This window comes from Nocardia sp. SYP-A9097 (assembly GCF_009649815.1).
Lineage (GTDB): Bacteria > Actinomycetota > Actinomycetes > Mycobacteriales > Mycobacteriaceae > Nocardia.
Genome location: NZ_WJIC01000003.1, coordinates 421,183 through 437,477, shown reverse-complemented (window position 1 = coordinate 437,477; position 16,295 = coordinate 421,183). Strand labels below are relative to the sequence as shown.

Below are 16,295 nucleotides of genomic sequence, written 5' to 3'. Positions count from 1 at the left end.
GCCAGCTCCAAAGCATGCGATCGGAACCGGAGGCAATCACAACACGCCCGGACGCGGGCGTAAAGGTGTGTGAGACACGCTGATAAGAGGTACCTCTGACCAGTGGTTGTCCCGGCCCGGCGAACGAAATCCGAACTTCCGGGGCAATTTTCGTGAACCGGAACAGCCGGTCACTCGGACGACACCGCGTCCACCGAGTATCGTGCTGGCAGTGAATGCTGGCCACACCGCGCCCGGGGGATTCACAGCCGACCAGCTGCTGGCTCCCAATCTCGCCGACTTCATCCGCACCCACCGCACCTTCCCGCGCCTACCGGAACACCCGCGCGGCCTCAGCCGTCCCGCCCTGGCCGCGCGCTGCGATGTCAGCGCCAGCTATATCGCCCAGATCGAACAGCGCGAAAAGCTCTCGCCCAGCCCCGAAGTCGTGGACGCCCTGGCCCGCGCCCTGCAGCTCACCCCCGCCGAGCGCCAGCATATGCACAATCTGGCCGCGCCCAAGACACCCGGCCCGCGCACCCACGATCCGATGCTGGTGGCCGAGATGCTCACCCTGATCACCGACGACCTGCGCGATGCCGCCAACGATCTGATGCCGCACCTGTCGGGTTACGTCGACGAGCGCTGGAATGTGCTGTGGGTCAATGACACCTATGACCGCGCGTATCCGCGACTGCTGGAAGTGGTCAATATCCTGGTGTGGTTCTTCCTGGTGCCCGAATCCCGCCGGGTCATGATCGAGTGGGAGGACGAGGCCCGGCTCACCGTGAACTGGTTCCGCTGGCATATGGGCCGCTACCAGGACCCCGAATGGGCCATGGAGCTGCTCGCCCAACTGAGCTCGTGTGATGAGTTCCGCGCCATGTACCTTGCCGAGCGGGTCGATTTCGAACGGCATCAGCCGCTCATGCATCTGCGCGATCCCGACACGCACGATCCATACAGCGTGCGGGTCAGGATCACCGATGTGCCGGGTGTCGACGCACCGTTCCAGTGGTTCATCGGCATCCGGCAACCGTTCAATGGACCGGCGAGCTTGCTAGCCGAGTGAGGAACGCGCCGAGCGCGGAGTTCACCGGCTCGGGCGCGGTCCAGTTGGCGGCGTGCCCGGCTCCGGCAATGGTCACCACGCCGTCCGCTCCCGGCAGTCCGGCGGCCAACTGCGCGGACTTCTCCGCGGTGCTGGAGCCATCCTGTTCACCGCGCAGAACCAATGCGGGACAGGCGATCTCGCCCAGCCGATCGACCACGGATTCGCGTTCGATCAAGGTCTGCGCGGCCCCGCGAATCGCGGTGCGGTCGCCGGCGGCCCACTTGTAGCGCCACGGCGACTGATCGACCACGGTCCCGCCGATGAGCTGTCCGGCCAGTCCTTCGGACAATTCCCCCAGTGGCACATCGGGATTCGTCCAGGCGGCGAACAGCCCCCGGTATTCGGCCCGCTGCTCCTCGGGCGAGTCGCTCGCCTCGGTATCGAACAGCAACAGCGCGTCCGCCCGTTCGGGGGCGAGCAGCGCGGCCCGTAGAACCGCGTACCCGCCCTGTGACATTCCTCCCAGCACGGCGTGCGCCACTCCCGCGGCGTCCATCACCGCGAACATGTCGCGCGCGGAATCCCAGTAGGTGAACGACCGGTCCGGATCGGACACCGTGCCTCCGTGCCCGCGCGCATCCCAGCACAGCACCCGGAACCCCCGGGCTTCCAGGTACTCGACCTGCGGAGCGAACATGGACAGATCCATGAAGAAGCCGTGGCCCAGCACCACGGTCGGCAGGTCCTGGCCACCGGAATCGGTGTAGAAGATACGGGCACCCTCGGTACTGACGTACGGCATGGCCGTAGCGTAACTGTGCATTGCCCGCGTGTCGCGACCCCGGACACACTCTGTCCAGAGGTGGATGCCCCTATTCGCTTCCGGCGGAACCGTTTTGGGGGTGCTCCGGGTAAATCCAGTGCGGGTGGACGGCGGCGAGGTGCGCCTCCGTCGCCACGCCGACCCGGTCCCGCCAGCCTGGGTTCCGGTGGGTGGTGTTCTCATCGTGGGTCCAGGGACAACCCGGGACCGGGCAGACGAACCGGTAGGTACCGAAGTCGTCGACGCGACCCCCGGGGCTGAAACGCCAACTATCCGTAACGGTTCTGTCGAGCGATCCAGCGGAGGCTGCGCTTTCGTCTCCCACGCGCACACTCGATCACAATATGGTGCGTATGTACCACTTGCGTACCGCGCGGTACGCGATGCCGCGTCAGCGAATTCCTCGCTTCGAATGTTTCGCTAGACTTCGAAACCATTGTGGCCCAATCTAGTAGGGACACACATCACCCCCTGCTCTGCTAATCTCAGCCTGAGCGTTCGTCGGGGAACAGTTGATCGGTAGGGCCCGCTCCGGCAGGGGGGATGCGTTGCTGTTCGTGGTGTCTTCGGCGACCCGTATCGGTCGCCACAAAGTCGAAACAGGGTAGGAGTGGCTACCCTGCGCGGAGTCGGTCGTGAGACCCGGAGCAATAGATCCGTTACCCGACTCCCGTTCGAGAACACCGAAACCTGGCCTCGCACAACAGATCTCGATGCCGACAGACATGCGAAGGCGACCGTCACCGGCGAGATCCTCGATGGCGTAGGCGATTCCATCGGATTCCGCCATCTGGAAGGCCGGCGGCGGCGCGCCTTCACCATCGCGCTCTCCGCGCTCTCGCTCGGTTTGGGCGGGGGTTATGTGGTGTGGCTGATCGACAACGGCCTCGGCGCGACCGACAAGTACGAGCGGTTCGGCGCCATCGCGATCATTATGGTGACCCTGGTCGTCACCGTGGAGGCGATCCGGTTCGCACTGGTCATGGCGATGTCGATGACCACGGCACTGGCGCGCAAACCCGTGCCGATCCGGGCGCGGCCGGGCCTGAATGTCGCACTGCTGATCACCTTCGTGCCCAAGAGCGAGGACATCGCCGTCCTCGAACGAACTCTGATCGCCGCACGGCAGGTTCGGCATCGACAGCCCGGCGTCTTCGATGTGTACGTACTCGACGAAGGCGATCCGGAGCAGCCCGCTCGGGTGCGCGCATTGGTCGACGAGGTGAACCGCGGGCGCCCCGGCAATCGGGTGCACTACCTGACCCGAGGCGACAAGCCCGGCTACCACCAAAAGCGCGGACCCTTCGAGACGCGAACCAAATTCGGCAATATCAATGCCGGACTGGACATGATTCGTAACACCCCCGAACTACCCGACTATGACGTGGTAATGGGTATCGACCCGGATCACAAGCCCATGCCGGAGTTCGGTGAACGCATGCTCGGGTACTTCAACGACCCCGATGTGGCGTACGTGGCGGGACCGCAGGCGTACGCCAACGCCACCGACAATGTCGTCGCGAAACTGGCCGAGAGCCAGCAGTTCGTCTTTCACAGTCTCATTCAGCCCGCGGCGAATTGGCATGGCGCACCGATGCTCGTCGGCACCAGCTATGCGATCCGCACCGGCGTGCTCGCGGACATCGGCGGCATCCAGCCCTCCATCACCGAGGATATGGCGACCAGCTTCGCCATCCTGCCCCGGCGCAATCCCGCGACCGGACACCATTGGAAGGGCGTCTACACCCCCGACCTGCTCGCGCACGGCGAGGGACCTGCCTCCTGGGGCGACTTCTACAAACAGCAGAACCGTTGGGCGCGTGGGGCTATCGAGCACATGCTGTTCGGGCCGTTCGTCTTCCAGATGCTGCGCATGTGGCGCACACCGGCGCGGGTCACGCACTATCTGCTGCTGATGGCGTTCTACCCCGTCATGGGCATCGTCTGGCTGCTGGGTGCGGCCAATGTGGCGATGTTCAGCTGGTTCGGCGTCAGCGGGGCGGTGGTATCGCCGGACAGCTGGTTCCTGTTCTACGGCTGGGCCTCGGTGAGCCAGATGACCCTGTACACCTGGGTGCGGCGGCACAATGTGAGCCCGTACGAGACCTCCAACTCGTGGGGCGTCTACGGGATGTTCATGAGCGTCATAACCGCTCCGGTATATGCCAATTCGCTGATCAAATGCCTGCTACGGCGGCGCGTGGGATTCGATGTCACACCGAAGGGGTCCAAGAGCCAGGGCGACAGCTGGTTCACCTTCCGGCTGAATCTGATGTGGCTCGCGTTCTATCTCGCGGTGGCGGTGCTGACCACGGTGCGCGGATACGCCGCCCCGGCCACCATGACCTGGCCGGTCTTCGGTGCCCTGATCTCGGCCGCGCCGGTGCTGGTGTGGCTGCTGAACCCGGCCTGGATCTCCTGGAGTGCCCGACGGCACAGCGGCACAGCGGAATTCGTGGTCACCGTGATGCCGGAGCAGGAGCGGGCGAGTTGAAGCGGACACCGACTCGATTCGTGCGCTGGATAGTGACGCTTGTGGTGGTGGGAACACTCGGAATCGCCACCACCGCAACGGCATCGGCGCTCTACCACCGCTTCCAGCACACCCGGCTGATCAACTCCGACGACTACAAGGCGAAATTCGGCAAATGGGAGGTCGTCACCCTGCCGAATGATATCGACGCCAATATCATTCACTCGATCGTGCTGCCGACCGGCAAACTGCTCCTCATCGCCGGCAGCGGCAATGACCATCACAACTCCGATAAGAGCATCTACACCTCGCTCATCTTCGATCCCGAGACCCGGACCGCCAAACGCATCGAGACACCGCAGGACCTGTTCTGCTCCGATCACGCCTATCTGCCCGATGGCACGGTCCTGATCGCGGGCGGCACGCAGAGCTATGAGGTGCTACCCGCGAATCTCACCCATGCGGGCGGATATATGACGATTCGCAATGAGAATCCGGATCATCCGGCCTTCGTACCCAAGGGGACGATCTTCACCGGTAAGGACAGCGGGAAGGTGTATCGATCGGATCGCGATATCACCATCCCGGCTGCGTCCAAAGATCCTGTGACGTACAAGGTTTCGGCCACCGACCGCAATGTGTACGTCGCCGCGGAGGACGCCGGCACGGACGGTGTCTGGGATCGCAATGACCACTATCAGATCGGCGGGCTCACCTACGAGGAGCAGCAGAACCTGTACGGCTTCGCCCCGGAAATGGCACTGAAGAAGAAGGAATATCAGGGGATCGACTCCTCCTTCGTCTTCAATCCGTGGACCGAAACCTATGCGGCAGTGGGCAGTATGGCGTACGCGCGCTGGTATCCGACGCTCACCCGGCTGCCGGACGGGAAGGTCATCGTGCTGTCCGGACTCGACGGTTCCGGGCGAATCCTGGACGGCCAGACCGAAATCTACGATCCCGACACCAAGGTATGGACCGAGCGCGATGACCTGCGCCGGTACTTTCCCACCTATCCCTCGGTCTTCCAGACCGCGACGCCCGGCAAACTGTTCTTCAGCGGGCCGAGCACCGGCTGGGGTCCGGCCGAGGAGCACCGCGATCCGGGATTGTGGAATCTGAACGACAATTCATTTCAGCTGGTGCCCGGAATTCGCGATCCGAATATGCTCGAGACCGGTTCGTCGACCTGGCTCGGACCCGTCCAGGATCAGCGACTGCTCGTGGTCGGCGGTGGCGGCGTGGGTGATTCGGACCTCTCGACCGGGCGCATCGACATTGTGGATCTGAAGGCGGAACAGCCGAAGTTCGAGCCGTTCGCCACGCTGCCTCGGGGCACGCGGTATCCGAATCTGGTGACGCTGCCCAGCGGGGATGTATTCATCACCAACGGCGCCAACGATTATCGAGGGCGGGGCGCGAGCGATATTCTCGCGAGTTATCTGCTGGATCAGCAGGGTGGACTGCATCCGATGGCCGATCCGACCGTGGGCCGGGACTATCACTCGTCGGCGGTATTGCTGCCGTCGGGTCAGATCATGACCGAGGGGTCGAATCCGCTGTTCGCGGATCGGAAGAACACGCTACCCGGAAAGTTCGAGCGGCGCATCGAGATATACACTCCGCCTTACCTTTTCAAACCCGATGGGGGCGCGGTCGCGCGGCCGGGGATCAGCGGCGGGCCCGACGAGATCCAGCGGGGCGGCGTCTTCGATTTCCAGGTGCGCAATGGTGTTGCGGGCGTGGCGGCCTCGGAGATCAAGTATGCGCGGTTGATGACGCCGTCGGCGATCACGCATGTGACCGATACCAATCAGCGGGTGATCGATCTGCCGTTCACGCCGACCGAGCAAGGTATTTCGGTGTCGCTGCCCGATAATCCCGCCATCGCGCCGTCCGGCTATTACATGCTGTTCGTGGTCGATGCCGCCGGCGTGCCCAGTGTGGCGAAGTGGGTGCACCTGGGCTGACGGTCAATCGGACAGCTGATCCAGCAGGAGTTTTCGGTCGAATTCGCCGGCGGGAGTGTCGCTGGTGCCGCAACGGCCGTCGGATTGTCCGGGTGTCTTGATGAAGGCGTATTCGACCGTGGCATTGCGATCGAATCGCGTATCGGGCACCCTGCCCACCTTCTGCCCGGCGGGATTGCACCAGTCGACCAGATCGGCGGTATGCACCGCGCCGTTCACCGAGTCGTCGATCATCACATACAGTTCATGCCCGTACGCCTGCTCGATTCGGGTTGCGTACGAGCGTATTTCGGCCTCCGGGCGGCGGTTCGCCACATTCAGCGAAATCCCCGCCACGGGCCGGGTCGGGCTCACCACCCGTAATAGCTCCGCGACGCGTGCCGGATCCACCCAGGTGCTGTTGCCGACATCGAGATAGACGGCGGTATTCGGATTGTGTTGCAGCTCGGCGTAGGCGACGCCCAGGAGAGCCAATCTTGCGGTGCGCCCGGCCTCGTCCATCTCGGTGGCATGGGCCAGCGCGTCCGGCTCCACGATCACAATCGCGGGATTGCCGCCGATCTCCCTGCTGACGCCCTGAATCCATTGCCGATACGATTCGGCGCCATCGAGTCCCCCGCCCGATTCGCCCTGCAGGTCTCGCCCGGGAATGTTGTATGCCACGAACATCGGTATGGAATTCGCGGCCTGTGCACGGGCGATATCCTGTCGAATCGTTCCGGCCGTCACATCCAGCGAATGCGGCAGCCATTCGGCGATCGGGGTTCGGATCAACCGCTCCAGATTCGCCCGGGTCGCGGGGTTGTCGACACCGGGCAGGGTCGCCCGCAGATCGGAATAGTATTTATCGCTCGACTCCAGCAGATAATCCGCGCTGCCCGGGGCATTCCGCTCGGGCGGAGTCAGCACGGGCGCGGCGGGGCCCTGCGCGCAGCCGCTGATCAGCAATTGCACAATCAGACCGAAAAGTGTTCCGGCACGGGCTAATCGGGACCATCGTGGAGCCGACCTCTGTCGCTGCATGCACACATTATGCGAGGCGGCGCGCGACTTCACCGAGCCCATCCGCAATGGCCTGCTGCTGCGCCGGGGTGAGTGCGCTGATCAGAGCGTTGCGCACGACTTCGACATGGCCCGGGGCGATTTCGGCGAGTCGGGCGCGTCCGGCCGCGGTGAGGACCGCGAGCACGCCCCGCACATCGGTCGAACAGCTCTCGCGGCGCACCAGACCGGCCTTTTCCAGAAGAGTGACCTGGTAGTTCAGGCCACTCTTGGAGGTGTAGAGCGCATCGGCGAGTTCGGTCATGCGGACCGCGCCGTCGGGTGCGTCGGCCAGCCGCACCAGAACTTCGTATTGGGTGTGCGAGAGACCCTCCTGTTTGAGGTGGCGTTCCACCTCGCGACCCACCAGCGCGCCCGCCGCGAGGAAGCTCTGCCAGGTCCGCATCTCGCGGTCGTTCAACCACTTGGGATCGCGCACTCCCCCACCATAGCGGATGTTGTTCAAATTTGAACAAGCTGCTAGCGTGGTGGTTGTTCAAATTTGAACATCTCCCGTGAAGGAGGGTGATCTTGATGGCCGGCAACATGCCCGTGCTGTATCTCTCGCATGGCGCGCCGCCGTTGGCCGACCATGCGCGCTGGCCCGGTGAACTCGCCGCGTGGGGACGTGAACTGCCCAGGCCGCGAGCGATTCTCGTGGTGTCCGCGCATTGGGAGACCGCGCCGATCGCGCTCGGTGCGACCACGACCGTTCCGCTGGTTTACGACTTCGGTGGATTCGAAAAGCGCTACTACGACGTCACTTACGCCGCACCGGGTGCGCCGGAGCTCGCCGCCGAGGTCCGCGCGCTGATCTACCAGCCTGGTACGACCGTGCAGGATTTTCCCGACCGCGGTCTGGATCACGGAGCGTACGTGCCGCTCAAAGAGATGTACCCCGGTGCCGACATCCCGGTTCTACAGCTATCCATTCCGACACTGGACCCGCGAGCCCTCTTCGACCTCGGCCGCACCCTCGCCCCGCTGCGCGAGCAGGGTGTGCTGATCGTCGGCAGTGGATTCTTCACACACAATCTGCGCGCCATGACCGGCGATGACGACCACGCCTACTCGTTCACCGTCGAATTCGACGAATGGGGTCGAGAAGCGCTGGCCGCCAACGATATCGACACCCTACTGAACTTCCGCGACACCGCCCCCGCCGCACAACTGGCACACCCCCGCACCGAACACTTCGCACCCCTGTTCGTCACCCTCGGGGCGGGCGAATCCGATCTGAACACCCTCCGCACCGTCATCGACGGCTACTGGTTCGGCATGGCACGCCGGTCCATCCAGCTCGGCTGATCACACTCACGAAAGTCATTCTCATGACCATGATTTCCGCTCCCGCCCGACCCACCGAAACAGTTCCGACAACCACCCCCTACGACCTCGGCCTGCTGATCCTCCGAGTAGCGGTCGGCCTGACCATGGCGGCCCACGGCACCCAGAAACTCTTCGGCTGGTTCAACGGCGGCGGCCTCACCGGCACCGCCGCCTTCTTCACCAGCACCGGCTACCCCGCCGCCCACACCATGGCGACCATCGCCGGCCTAACCGAAACCCTCGGCGGCCTGGCCCTAACCCTCGGCCTCCTCACTCCCCTGGCAGCCGCAGCCCTCGTAGGCACCCTCCTCAACGCCCTCGCCATCAAATGGGGCAACGGCTTCTTCGCCCCAAAGGCATCGAATACGAACTCCTACTAACCGCCACCACCACCGCCCTAACCCTCACCGGCCCCGGCACATACGCCCTCGACCACTACATCCCCACCCTCCGCGCCCCTGGCCTCAGAAATGGCTTCGCCGCCCTCCTCCTCGCGTTGGTCACCGCCGCTATCGTCCTCACCATCCGCAACTGAGCGCGCGTCAGTTAGCAGTCGCTCGGAGGTCTCCGAAGATGGCGTATGCGTCGCCACCGGGGTTCAGGTTGGTGACCTGGAGGCGCAGGCGGAGTGGGCGGTCGAAGTCGACGTGGATCGGGGCGGTGTCACCGAGTTTGACGATGGAGTCGGCGACCAGGACCTCGTCGGCATAGATCTGGAAACGCATTGCCATGCCGGTCGGGGTCGCGTCGTCACGGACGCCCAGGGCGCCATCGAGGTGCGCGTATTTCCGGGAGAGGTCGTATTCGACGAATGCCAGATGGCGGCCGTCCGGATCGAGCATGATCGAACGGGTATAGCTGGTGCCCGACACCTCGGCGGGGCCGCTATTGAAATTGAGATAGGTTGCGCCGTCCAGCTTTCGCAGGTCCATCAGGTACTGCACCCCGGGGACCGGGGTACCCGAGGCCGCACTGGTGGGCGTTGTGGTCGAGTGGATCGTCGACGACGATGTCACCGTCGCCTGCGTCGTCGTAGCTGGGAGGCTGGCGGTGGGCCCGACGACGGTGGTGACAACGATCGTCCGTGTGGCCTGCGAATGCGAATGGTCGACCACGACGGTCGCGCCGGCGCCGACCGAAACCAGCAGTGCACCACCCAGAGCCGCGGGTGCGGCGAATCGCTTCCAGCGGCCTGGGCTCTTCGATAGTGCGGGTAGGTCGGCGAAAACCGAGTCGATCTGGGACTGCGTCGCGGCGGCGTGAATGCGCACCGCCCGCTCGTCGAATTCGGTGAGATTGATGCGATCCGCGGCGAGGTGTTGTTTGAGTACTTCGAACGCGCGCTCGCGTTCGACCGTACCGATCCGCGGCTGGCGGTTCTCATCCATGCTTGGAGCCTAACGTTCGAGAGTGGCGATCCAGATTGGTAGTGCCGGTGGAATATTCACTGCCTTTGGCAGTTGAAGTCTTGTGTCACAGCCGATTACGCACACATTGAACAGTTGAATGCGGATAGTCATTCGAACAGTGTCGGATCACCCCAGGCCAGTTCGGGGAGTCGAATCGGGCGGCCGACGGCTGTGGCCATACCTGCCAATATCGGATTGTCGACCGTATCCGGACGGTAGGCGACCAGGCGTAGTCGGAGCACTCGCTCCACGTTGTAATGGATTCGGATCGGTTCGCCGAGGGTCACGCGTACCTGTCGCTGCGGCGCGTTGTCAAGGAAGACTTGGAAGTATCCGATCTGGTTGGCATCCTTGGCATTGTCGAGAATTCCGACTACCGCTTCGAATTCATGGTACCGGCGACCCAGGGTATATTCGACGGCACTCCTCGGATCGCCGCAAAAGGCATTGCAGCGGTGCACGATGCTGTTGCCGTAGTGTTCCGCATCCAGATCCGCGCCGGCAAATATCAAGTCGGGTCCGATGTTCGACGGATCCAGCACCGTGGTCAACAGTCTGGCCCTGCGGCGCACCGGACCGGCTACCGGTGTCGCGCGCGAGTTCTCGGCGTATGGGGAGCCGATCCACTCGCCGCGAGACGGCAAGGGATGTTCCCCTTCTCCCGTGAAGGCGACAAGCAGGTCGGCGATGCCGTCCAGGCTGATTTTGCTGATCACGTAGCGGGTGGCGGAGTACCCGGTAAGGAAGACCGGGATCTCGTCTATCGAGCGCCCAGGCAGCACAACCGGAAGAATCCGCTTGGTCTGTTCGAAGAGGTTTCTGGTGAGTTCATTGCGCAGGATCGCGGACTCGAACTGGGCACCGCGTCCCTCATCCGGTGCCGCGATTCCCTCTGCGCGCCTTTTGTACTCGGGCGAGGCGATCACCAGAATGAAATCCGCCCTGGTGAGCTGATCGATCGCCCAAATCGACCAATCGCGACGCTCTGTGTCGTACCAGAGATCCAAGTGCACATCGACACCGGCGTCTTCGCGGAGAAACGTCGCGAATTTCCGGACCAGCTCCTTATGCTCCTTCGTATCGTGGGAATACGTCACGAACACCCTCGGCGGCTCGCCACGGGACTCGGACGAAAGCTGTTCTCCGACACCCATTATGCCCGTCCTCAATGCCAATCGCCAGCGGTACGGAAGCAGCGTACGCCTCGGTGGTCCATAGAAAGCCCCTCATTATTCATGAGCGTCTGATTTGTCTGCTTAATTACGGTGTTGCCGTGGCTATCTCAAAACCTATCGGTCGGGATCTTGCCGACCGGTACGGCTGACACTCTGCGAAACGCTGCGCCGGGTCCATTTCCAGTCCGGCATGCGATGCCGCAGCACATAGCAGGTCACGATGGCGGCCACGCCCAGCAGGCCGAGCACCGCCGGCCCTCCGGCGCCCGCGCCGACCGCGATCAGAAAGGTAAGCACGCATACCGAGGTCGCGACCAGGTACGCCACAATGTGATCCGATCCGTACCACCTCACCTGCGCGGCTCTGTCCACCAACCGTTGTATCTCCGCGATATGCGTGCACACGTCGGCGAACTCGGCGGTCCGGAGATCGAGGCCGGCGATCCGCTTCAGCACCTGCCGGGAGAAGTCGAGCTGTGCCTGACTGGTGATCCCGCGCCCGCCGTCGGCGTATTCGCTCCACTCGTCGGTGATCGACTCGACGAGTGCGGCGGCCAATTGTTCTCGGAAGTACACGTTATCCGGGTATTCGCGAACGGACTTCTCGTAGATGGGAATAGCCATCTCCAGATTGTCGACATAGGTGTTCGCGATGCCGATGGCGTACAGCGGACTTCGCGGATCGAGAGCCTGCGCTCGCTCGTACGCGGCCCGGGCCCGCACCCAATCGCGGGCGCCGCAATGGATATCGCCGAGTACACAGTGAAAGCGTGGATCGTCGGAACACAGTCGAATTGCCTCGGTGATCTCGAAGAGGGCGTCGTTGCCGTTGTCGAGTTCGAGTGAGGCTTGTGCCCGGATGTACCACGCCTCCGCGTCGCCGGGCCGCTGGTGAGTAGCTTCCTGCGCGGCCATATGCGCTTGGAATCCGTCACCGCGATCGAGGTAGTCCTGCGCTATCGAATTCCAGTCGGGGTGCGATTCCCCGGATAGGTACTGTGGCTCCATGAGAATATCCTGCCTGGCTCGCGCTAGAGTGCTTCGATCTTCTGAATCAGCGTGCGCCGCTTGAAGTACACGCGGTCGCAGCACCCCACGATTCCCATTCGCTGCGACCACGACGACATCCAAGCGGCGACGCTGACGTTTCCGTTGTCCAGCGCCGTCACCTTGACCGAGAGAACCGGTTTGGCACTGCCAATCGAACTCAGCCCGAACCCCCGCGCTCGAAAGTTCATATCCCCCGGGCCGTCAACCGCGCGCCACCACACCGAACCGAAATGGTCGTGCACCACGTCGGTTACGTGCTCGTAGGGCACTTTCGCATACGTGTCGATCTGCTTTCGAGCGCCGGCGCTGAGAAAGAGCCCAAGTATCAACACAGCGGCAAACGCGATAATGAAAAGTACGAACAATGCTTCCATCGTGAACTCCCGATCGCCCTCTGTGTCTCAGCCCGTCGCGATGTCGCGGACCAGTTTGTTCTTGCCGGTGGTGTGGCAGAAAGCCTCTGCGGACAACCGGGTCGCGGTGATCGAAGACCGGCTCGTGCCCTGTCCGGTACTGCGCAAATAGGTTTCGATGATCGAATCCTTGCGAGTCTTGTCGGCGGCGAGGAAATCCTTGCAGGTCGTTTCGCCGCCCGCGGCGGACTGCGTCGAATTGTTCTGCGTCGAGGCAGGCTGCGTCGAGGCGGGACCGTGGGAGTTGGAGCAGCCGCCGATGACGAGTGATCCGATAGCCAATAGGGTGGCGACAACTGCGGTTCGCTTCACGATGACTTCCTTTCCGGTCGTGAATGTTGTTGTCTACAACTGCATCACGGGTGGGAGTTCAGTTCCTGGACATCTGGAATCCGCTTGAATACACTGCACGGTGCCGCCACAGCAGCGCGGAGGTGACGATGGTCGGCACATCGCGGCGAGCCGTCGATCCGGATGCCGCACTAGAGGATTTCGTCAGCGCGCTGAACCAGGCGATGCTGCGCGCCGAAAAGCAACTCGGCGCAACTGTGAAGCGCACGAATCTGGCCAAGCGGGTGAATATCTCGGTCGGCAGCGTGTATGCCTATCTCAAGGGAACGACGCTGCCATCGGCCTCGGTACTGGAATCGATCCTTTGCGAACTGCAACTCGACGGAGCCGCCATCGGGCAGTTGCAGACCCTGCGCGACTACGCCGAGATCGCGCGGCGGACCTGTCGTGAACGCGGCGCGAAGCAACCCTCGCGCGGTACGTACGCCGCTGAATTGCCCAGGGATATAAGGCAATTGCACGGCCGGAAGGCGGAACTCGCACAGATCCTCGCCGTGCTGACCAGCTCGGCGCAGGCGGAATTCGTGACCGTGTGCGTGCTGTGCGGTGTCGGCGGTGTCGGCAAGACCGCGCTGGCGGTGCGGGCCGCCCGCAGCCTGGAGAAGGAATTTCCCGATGGGTGCCTGTTCCTCGACCTGCACGGATACGCCGATACCCCGGCCATGTCAGCGGGCGAGGCCGCGGGCAAGCTCTTGCGTCAGCTGAAGGCTCCACCGGAATCGGTGCCCGTGCACCAGGAAGACCGACTGGTCGCCTTGCATGAGCTGCTGACTGACAAATGCCTGCTGCTGGTGTTGGACAACGTCCTCGATGCCGCGCACGTGCGGGCGCTGTTACCCACCGACGGTGACAGTCGCGTGCTGCTCACGAGTCGCAGCAATCTCAACGGCCTCGACGATGCCCGCCGCCTGCCGATAACGCCGCTGTCGGTGAACGATTCGGCGGAATTGGTACGCGAGCTCCTGGCGGACTTACCCGATGACCGCCGCCCGTCTGAAGAGCAATTGGTGGCGATGACGCGTCGGTGTCATGGGTTGCCGGTCGCTATCAAGATCGCCGCAGCGGTCGTGCACACCGAGACGTGGCCAAGTGTCGCCGATGACGACGGCGGGATCGAGGTGTTCCACGACGGGGACCGCGATCTCCCTGCACTGTTCGAGTATTCGGTGGCGCGGTTGGCACCGGAGCACGCACGCGCGTTCACCCTGCTTGGACTGCACGCCGGTCGCGACTTCGACCTCGCGGCGGTTGCCGCCATCGCCGATGTCGACAGTGGTGTCGCGCGCCGCTCGGTACGGCACTTGATCGAGGTCAATCTGCTCGCGTCCCCGCGCGCGGGCCGTTACGAATTCCACGATCTCATCAAGTCTTTCGCGCATCAGCGCGCCCAGACCACGCTGACCCGGGACGATCACGCGCAGGTCCGCGCGCGGCTGGTGGATCACTATCTGTCGACCGCGGACGCGGCGGACCGCCTACTCACCCCCACCCGGCATCGTGCGGCCATGGCCCCGTCGGTCCGAGACACGGCACATCAGATGCGCGAATACCGTTCCGCGATGGCACAATTGACTGCCGACCGGGACAACCTGCTGACCGCCGCGATCACGGCCTACGCGCTGGGCCGGGACGAGCAGTGCTGGCAGCTGGCCTTCGCGGTCCGCGAATTCGCCTTCATCACCCACGATATCGACCTCTGGCTGCGTACCCACGAGCTGGCGCTGGCCGCCGCCGAACGGTCGGCCGACGGCTATGCCGAGGCGGTGACTTACAACAACCTCGGGCTTGCCGAGTTGTCGGGCGGACATGTGACAGCCGCCGCGGCCCTGTACCGGCGAGCTCGTGCCCGTTTCCAACAGATCGGCGACACCTATGGCGAGCACATCGCCCTCGCGCACGAGGCGTGGGCGGACTTCGTAGCGGGTGAGTCCGCGCAAGCGCTGCGCAAAAGCGCCACTGCGCTCGCCTATTTGACCGCCCACGGGAACCCGCGGAATGTGGCGATACTGTTGCGCGACACCGCCACGATCGAAATCGCCGCGGGCCGGTACGCGGAGGCGGTGCCGATGGTGCAGGAGGCCCTCGAGGTGTTCCACGCCCAGCAGTTACATGTCGACGAGGCGATGGCCTACAACGTGCTCGGGAGCGCCTACCGGCAGCTGGACGCCCTACAGCAGGCTGGTGAAATGTTTTCCCACGCAGCAGAACTCGCGACGCGGTCGGGCAGCACGCTGGAGCAGACCCGTGGTTACGACGGGCTGGGTGAGATCGCCGCGGCCCAAGCCAATTGGCCTGCGGCGCGTATGCACTGGAATCAGGCGCTGTCCGGCTACACCATGTTGCGCGACCGCCGGCGGCAGGACGAGATCCGCACCCGACTGCAGGCGTTGCCGGACACCGACGGTTGAGTCGGTGTCCGGACAAATCTCGGCCATTGTCGGCTCCCTTCTGTGCCCTCCCATGAAGCCACGCGGCGTGTGCGGTGCGACAGCGGCTGGAAAGCACTGAAAAGAGCCGAAAAGGACTGCACGACTGCACGATCCCGACTTGGCGACCCGCCATTAACATGGCGTTATGTCATCGATTCTGCCGCCGCAGTTGCACTACCATGGGATTGACAGTTGATATGTCGGCCGCGGTGATCGCCGCCTGCGCGAGCATTTTCGCAGCGGGCTTGACCTTCGTATTAGCGCAGCGCGGCTTGATCAGTCAGGAGCGGCGCCAAGCCAAACTGTTGCGCATCAGCAGTCAACTCGCCGAACTCTACGCTCCGCTGCGCACCCTGGTGGACGTCAACGAACACCTATGGGAGTCACTACGAGAGTCCCACCTGCCACCCAGTGCCCAACGCCGCTTCGACCGGGACAACTCGGACTGGCGCCGGTGGCGCGACCACGTCCTGATGCCCGCAAACCGCACTATGCGCGACCTGATCCTCGACCACGCCGATCTCCTGCTGGAACCCTATCTCCCAAACCCCCTCCGCGACTTCTGCGCCCACGTCGCATCGCTGGAAGTAGTTCTGGCGGCCGAATCCGAAGGCCTCACCGCGCCGCCTCTGGTCCGCCACCCCGGCGACCGTTTCGTCCGTCACGTCCGGGACTCCTACGACCACTTGGTATCCGAGCGTCACCGTCTCCTACCCGTCCACCCTGGCAACCGATAGCCGGGCCCAGACCCCCGTCGTCACCTTCCCTCGGATTGCCCTGTGCCAAACCGCAGCGACCG

General features: G+C 63.7%; 16 protein-coding genes. 8 read left to right on the top strand and 8 right to left on the bottom strand.

Annotation, left to right across the window (positions count from 1 at the left end; translation table 11 throughout):
• Positions 1-211: 211 nt before the first annotated feature.
• Positions 212-1,051 carry a helix-turn-helix domain-containing protein gene (locus GFY24_RS09440; protein WP_194852801.1) on the top strand — a complete coding sequence of 280 codons (840 nt, stop codon included), beginning with the start codon at positions 212-214 and terminating at the stop codon, positions 1,049-1,051.
• Here the strand turns inward: GFY24_RS09440 and GFY24_RS09435 are convergent.
• Positions 1,020-1,835 carry an alpha/beta fold hydrolase gene (locus tag GFY24_RS09435; protein WP_153804583.1) on the bottom strand — a complete coding sequence of 272 codons (816 nt, stop codon included), beginning with the start codon at positions 1,833-1,835 and terminating at the stop codon, positions 1,020-1,022. The two genes, GFY24_RS09440 and GFY24_RS09435, sit on opposite strands and share 32 nt — an antisense overlap.
• Before the next feature lie 631 nt (positions 1,836-2,466).
• On the opposite strand from GFY24_RS09435, the gene GFY24_RS09430 reads away from it, so the two are divergent.
• Together GFY24_RS09430 and GFY24_RS09425 are read left to right on the top strand one after the other, a co-directional pair.
• The gene (locus GFY24_RS09430) at positions 2,467-4,350 is read left to right on the top strand and encodes a glycosyltransferase family 2 protein (RefSeq protein WP_153804582.1); all 1,884 of its coding nucleotides are present in this window, start codon (positions 2,467-2,469) and stop codon (positions 4,348-4,350) included.
• Complete coding sequence (locus GFY24_RS09425; RefSeq protein ID WP_194852800.1) at positions 4,347-6,299, top strand: kelch motif-containing protein; 1,953 nt, start codon at positions 4,347-4,349, stop codon at positions 6,297-6,299. Before GFY24_RS09430 ends, GFY24_RS09425 begins: the two co-directional genes overlap by 4 nt.
• 3 nt (positions 6,300-6,302) lie before the next feature.
• Here GFY24_RS09425 and GFY24_RS09420 read toward each other — a convergent pair whose 3' ends face one another.
• Together GFY24_RS09420 and GFY24_RS09415 are read right to left on the bottom strand one after the other, a co-directional pair.
• A complete protein-coding gene (locus tag GFY24_RS09420; protein ID WP_194852799.1) occupies positions 6,303-7,253 on the bottom strand; it encodes a glycoside hydrolase family 6 protein in 951 nt (316 codons plus the stop codon).
• A 76-nt stretch (positions 7,254-7,329) separates the two neighbouring features.
• Positions 7,330-7,779: a MarR family transcriptional regulator gene (locus tag GFY24_RS09415; protein WP_309230644.1), complete on the bottom strand. Its 450-nt coding sequence runs from the start codon at positions 7,777-7,779 to the stop codon at positions 7,330-7,332.
• Positions 7,780-7,874: 95 nt separating this feature from the next.
• On the opposite strand from GFY24_RS09415, the gene GFY24_RS09410 reads away from it, so the two are divergent.
• Genes GFY24_RS09410 through GFY24_RS41765 form a run of 3 tightly spaced genes read left to right on the top strand, consistent with a single transcriptional unit; the run spans position 7,875 to position 9,204 of the window.
• Positions 7,875-8,648, top strand: a complete 774-nt coding sequence (locus GFY24_RS09410) for a dioxygenase (RefSeq protein ID WP_228566113.1) — start codon at positions 7,875-7,877, stop codon at positions 8,646-8,648.
• 23 nt (positions 8,649-8,671) lie between these two features.
• Positions 8,672-9,049, top strand: a complete 378-nt coding sequence (locus GFY24_RS09405) for a DoxX family protein (protein ID WP_228566112.1) — start codon at positions 8,672-8,674, stop codon at positions 9,047-9,049.
• Positions 8,998-9,204: a hypothetical protein gene (locus GFY24_RS41765; protein ID WP_228566176.1), complete on the top strand. Its 207-nt coding sequence runs from the start codon at positions 8,998-9,000 to the stop codon at positions 9,202-9,204. Before GFY24_RS09405 ends, GFY24_RS41765 begins: the two co-directional genes overlap by 52 nt.
• A 7-nt stretch (positions 9,205-9,211) precedes the next feature.
• On the opposite strand, the gene GFY24_RS09400 is transcribed toward GFY24_RS41765, so the two are convergent.
• The 5 genes from GFY24_RS09400 to GFY24_RS09380 all read right to left on the bottom strand — a co-directional run bounded on the left by GFY24_RS09400 (position 9,212) and on the right by GFY24_RS09380 (position 13,028).
• Positions 9,212-10,057 carry a DUF1707 domain-containing protein gene (locus GFY24_RS09400; RefSeq protein WP_153804579.1) on the bottom strand — a complete coding sequence of 282 codons (846 nt, stop codon included), beginning with the start codon at positions 10,055-10,057 and terminating at the stop codon, positions 9,212-9,214.
• 128 nt (positions 10,058-10,185) lie between these two features.
• Positions 10,186-11,175: an SEFIR domain-containing protein gene (locus tag GFY24_RS09395; protein ID WP_309230643.1), complete on the bottom strand. Its 990-nt coding sequence runs from the start codon at positions 11,173-11,175 to the stop codon at positions 10,186-10,188.
• Positions 11,176-11,367: 192 nt separating this feature from the next.
• Positions 11,368-12,261, bottom strand: coding sequence for a M48 family metallopeptidase (locus GFY24_RS09390; protein WP_153804577.1), 894 nt, complete (start codon positions 12,259-12,261; stop codon positions 11,368-11,370).
• Between the two features lie 23 nt (positions 12,262-12,284).
• Positions 12,285-12,677 (bottom strand): hypothetical protein, encoded by a 393-nt coding sequence (locus GFY24_RS09385; RefSeq protein ID WP_153804576.1) that lies wholly within the window; start codon positions 12,675-12,677, stop codon positions 12,285-12,287.
• Positions 12,678-12,704: 27 nt separating this feature from the next.
• Positions 12,705-13,028 carry a hypothetical protein gene (locus GFY24_RS09380; protein ID WP_153804575.1) on the bottom strand — a complete coding sequence of 108 codons (324 nt, stop codon included), beginning with the start codon at positions 13,026-13,028 and terminating at the stop codon, positions 12,705-12,707.
• A 128-nt stretch (positions 13,029-13,156) separates the two neighbouring features.
• Between GFY24_RS09380 and GFY24_RS09375 the strand changes: the two genes are divergently transcribed.
• On the top strand, positions 13,157-15,475 hold the full coding sequence (locus GFY24_RS09375) for an NB-ARC domain-containing protein (RefSeq protein WP_194852798.1): 2,319 nt from the start codon (positions 13,157-13,159) through the stop codon (positions 15,473-15,475).
• Between the two features lie 200 nt (positions 15,476-15,675).
• Positions 15,676-16,233: a hypothetical protein gene (locus GFY24_RS09370; protein WP_228566111.1), complete on the top strand. Its 558-nt coding sequence runs from the start codon at positions 15,676-15,678 to the stop codon at positions 16,231-16,233.
• Positions 16,234-16,295: the final 62 nt, after the last annotated feature.

Bases quoted from the DNA above. Each gene is read 5' to 3' on its own strand.
- GFY24_RS09435 (WP_153804583.1), bottom strand. From the start codon at position 1,835: ATGCCGTACGTCAGTACCGAGGGTGCCCGTATCTTCTACACCGATTCC.
- GFY24_RS09410 (WP_228566113.1), top strand. From the start codon at position 7,875: ATGGCCGGCAACATGCCCGTGCTGTATCTCTCGCATGGCGCGCCGCCG.
- GFY24_RS09405 (WP_228566112.1), top strand. From the start codon at position 8,672: ATGACCATGATTTCCGCTCCCGCCCGACCCACCGAAACAGTTCCGACA.
- GFY24_RS41765 (WP_228566176.1), top strand. From the start codon at position 8,998: ATGGGGCAACGGCTTCTTCGCCCCAAAGGCATCGAATACGAACTCCTA.
- GFY24_RS09400 (WP_153804579.1), bottom strand. From the start codon at position 10,057: ATGGATGAGAACCGCCAGCCGCGGATCGGTACGGTCGAACGCGAGCGC.
- GFY24_RS09390 (WP_153804577.1), bottom strand. From the start codon at position 12,261: ATGGAGCCACAGTACCTATCCGGGGAATCGCACCCCGACTGGAATTCG.
- GFY24_RS09385 (WP_153804576.1), bottom strand. From the start codon at position 12,677: ATGGAAGCATTGTTCGTACTTTTCATTATCGCGTTTGCCGCTGTGTTG.
- GFY24_RS09375 (WP_194852798.1), top strand. From the start codon at position 13,157: ATGGTCGGCACATCGCGGCGAGCCGTCGATCCGGATGCCGCACTAGAG.
- GFY24_RS09370 (WP_228566111.1), top strand. From the start codon at position 15,676: ATGGGATTGACAGTTGATATGTCGGCCGCGGTGATCGCCGCCTGCGCG.